This window comes from Streptomyces sp. E2N166 (assembly GCF_003671715.1).
Lineage (GTDB): Bacteria > Actinomycetota > Actinomycetes > Streptomycetales > Streptomycetaceae > Streptomyces > Streptomyces thinghirensis.
In genome coordinates this window covers 1,173,077-1,176,122 of record NZ_RAIF01000006.1, presented here as the reverse complement: position 1 = coordinate 1,176,122, position 3,046 = coordinate 1,173,077, and the positions used below count along the sequence as shown (strand labels likewise).

Annotated in this window: 2 protein-coding genes; both read right to left on the bottom strand. The window is 72.7% G+C overall.

The window, feature by feature from the left end:
* The coding region (locus EBH09_RS05685) for an AAA family ATPase (protein WP_121746255.1) at positions 1 to 1,838 on the bottom strand (1,838 nt) is incomplete at its 3' end.
* A 431-nt stretch (positions 1,839 to 2,269) separates the two neighbouring features.
* Positions 2,270 to 2,923 (bottom strand): hypothetical protein, encoded by a 654-nt coding sequence (locus tag EBH09_RS05680; RefSeq protein ID WP_193776122.1) that lies wholly within the window; start codon positions 2,921 to 2,923, stop codon positions 2,270 to 2,272.
* Between the last annotated feature and the right edge of the window lie 123 nt (positions 2,924 to 3,046).

Here is a 3,046-nt window from a genome sequence, read left to right as displayed (position 1 = left end):
GGCCCCCGCCCCGACAGCACCTCCCCGTACGCCTGCATCAGATCCGGCAGGCGCAACGTCGCCAGGTCGTCCCGAGTCAACGACCCGGGGTACACGGACAACCGCAGGTCCCGGTACGCACAGCTCTTCTCGTACAGCGTCCGCAGGAACCGCCCGTTCCCCAACTCGTCGATCCATCCCTGGTCCACCACGTGCCCGGCGATCGAGCGCAGCTCGTCGAGCGCCTCCTCGTCCCACACGTCCCCGTTCTCGACCGCGAGCACCTCACCGATCGAGGTCAGCTCCAGCGGCCGGTACGACGGGAAGTCGACCCGCGTCGTGAAGCGGGAGGACAGCCCTGGGTTGGCCGTCAGCAGCCGGTCCATGCCCTCGGGATAGCCGGCCAGGATCACCACCAGGTGGTCCCGGTTGTCCTCGGCCCGCTTCAGCAGCACCTGCAACGCCTCGTCGCCGTACGCGTCGCCCTTGCCGTAACCGGAGTTGGACAAGGAGTACGCCTCGTCGACGAAGAGGACGCCGCCGAGCGCGGAGTCGATCAGTTCGTTGGCCTTCACGGCGGTCTGGCCGAGGTACTCACCGACGAGGTCGGCCCGCTGCGCCTCCACCAGGTGGTCGCCGCCGAGCAGGCCGAGGGCGTAGAAAACACGGCCCAGGATGCGGGCCACGGTGGTCTTGCCGGTGCCGGAGGGGCCGGAGAAGACGAAGTGCCGTTTGGGGGGCTGGACCGGCAGGCCTTGCCCGGCCCGCAGTCGTGCCATGTTCAGCTGCGCGGACAGGGCCTTCACCTGACGCTTCACCGGCTCCAGCCCCACCATGCGCTCCAGCTCGGCGAGCGCCTCCTCCAGCAACGCGGGGTCGGTGGGCCCGGTGGGCAGGGACGGGTCCGGTCCGTCGGGCTTCTCGCGCACCGACGGGCCGCTCAGCGGGGGCAGCGGCGCGGCGGCCGGCGAGGGGTCGGGCGCGGAGACCTTGAGACCGCGCTCCTCGATGCCGAAGAGGGGGTCGAGACCGTCCAGGCATTCCGGTCCCAGGCCGGCCTGGGCGAGCCCCGCGAGGTCGGTGGAGTCGTCGTAACCGTCGCCCTCGGCGATCGCCGCCAGCCGGGCGGAGGTGTCCATGAAGGCCGGGTCGACGCGGTGCACGGCCCGGTACAGCGGCAGGGCCGCGGCGCTGCGGCCCGTGCCCTCGTGGGCCCGCGCCAGCCAGTAGCGCAGCTCCTTGCGCTGCGGCTGCTCGCTGCGGCACCGCATGAGGGCCGCCGACAGCAGTGGTTCGGCCTGCCCGTACATCTCCAGGCGCACCCGGGCCATGCCGCTGAACAGGCCGGCCTCGATGCCCAGCAGGGGATCCCCGAGCAGCGGGTCGGTGTGCCGGACGAGTTGTTCCCAGTCCTTGACGAGGTAGGCGCGGCAGGCGTGCAGGAAGCGGACCTGGGGGTCGGCGTCCACGGGCGGCAGCCCGGCCAGGGCCCGGTCCAGTTCCGGGACGTGGCGGCCGTCGAGCCAGTGGGAGGCGTGCGCCAGCAGCAGATCGCGGGCATTCTCCAGCACGGGTTGCACCCACCAGCCCAGCCAGTACCAGGAGTTGAGTGTGCGGCGGTGCCGGGCGCGCTGCTCGCCGAAGCGGTCCCGGTGCCGGAACATCCTCAGCAGCGCGTTGGTGGTGTCGACGCGCAGCGCGTGCAGTCCCAGCCAGCCGTCGGCCATCGTGGGGTCGATGCGCACCGCAGCCCGGAACTCCTCCTCCGCCTGCGGGTAGGCCCCCATGGTGTAGGCGTCCACGCCGCGCAGCCAGGCGAGGTCGGCCGGGGCCTGTGAGCCCTGCGTGCCGAAGTCCATCCCGTCCCCCACGTACCGTGCCCCCGTCGGTATGCCGCCGAGCCGTCGCCCGCCGGCCGCCTCGGTCAACGGCTGTGCCGCGGACCGGAGTTGCAAGGTGCGCGCGGCAACCGCCCGTAGGTCGCACCGATGGCATCGTACCCGCGGCGGTCTTTCCTCCGAAGGGTGCCGGGACAGGCCGTTGCGCGAGGTGGGGGCGGACGGGGGAGCCCGCAGGGCGGTGACGGTGGGTGAGCGGATCGCGCCACGGAGCAGCCGGAAAACGCGCTCAGGGCAGAACGAAGCCCCCGATCACGGGGGAACAACCGGGGGCTTCGCGTCTGCGGGCGGCTCCGAATGGCCGCACATCCAGAACGTAAGACCTGTACGGCCCCCGGGTCAAGCGGAGTTGGGGCACTCCGGCGAGTTGCCGGGCAGCGATCTTCACGAGTTCAGCACACTGCGGACGGCCCGTCACCCTGAGTGAGAAAATAGGGGGCGGCGGCGGTTCCCGCGGGCCCCTGAAGCACCTCGTATCCCTTCTGCATCTGCCGCACCAGAAGATGCGCGAAGGGGCGCGAGGGGTCGTCGGTGAAGTGCCGGCGCTCCGCCGGGATCCACCCGTCCCAGAACGCCCGCTGCTCCGCTCCGTCGCGCGCCCGTCCGCGGGTCCACGCCTCCTCGCGCGGCAGCTCCATCCAGAGGAGGTGGGCCAGATGCGGACGCAGCGCCTCGCGGCCGGCGCCGACGCCCTCCACCAGGACCACCGGGGCCGGCGGCAGGGGGCGCCGCGCACCGAAGGACCGGGCCCGCCAGTCGTAAGGGGCGTAGTGCGCGGTGTCGCCGTGCCGCAGGGGCTCGATCACCTGGCTCAGCAGCCGCCCGGTCCAGTCGAACAGTTCGTCGTGGCTGGCGATGTCGTCGAGGTGCAGCACCGGCACACCGCCCAGCTCGCCGGCCAACCGCCCGGCGAAGGTGGACTTTCCGGAGCCGGCGTACCCGTCGACGCCGATCAGGCGCACGGGCCCGCAGGAAGGAGGGAGCCGGCGGAGCCGGGCTGCGAGGTCGTGGATGGCGGGTCCTGGGCTGCGCGTCGGGGCGGACATCGTTCGCCCCGCACCTTATCCGTGCGCCCCCGGCCCTCCCGCCGTGCGGCCCCACACCGCGCGGCACCGCCTCCACCCCAACCTCCCCACCCACCGCGCGACACCGCCTCCACCCCCTACCTC

What these genes read in the sequence shown, in the direction of transcription:
- EBH09_RS05680 (WP_193776122.1), bottom strand. Translation starts at nt 2,923, where the DNA reads ATGTCCGCCCCGACGCGCAGCCCAGGACCCGCCATCCACGACCTCGCA.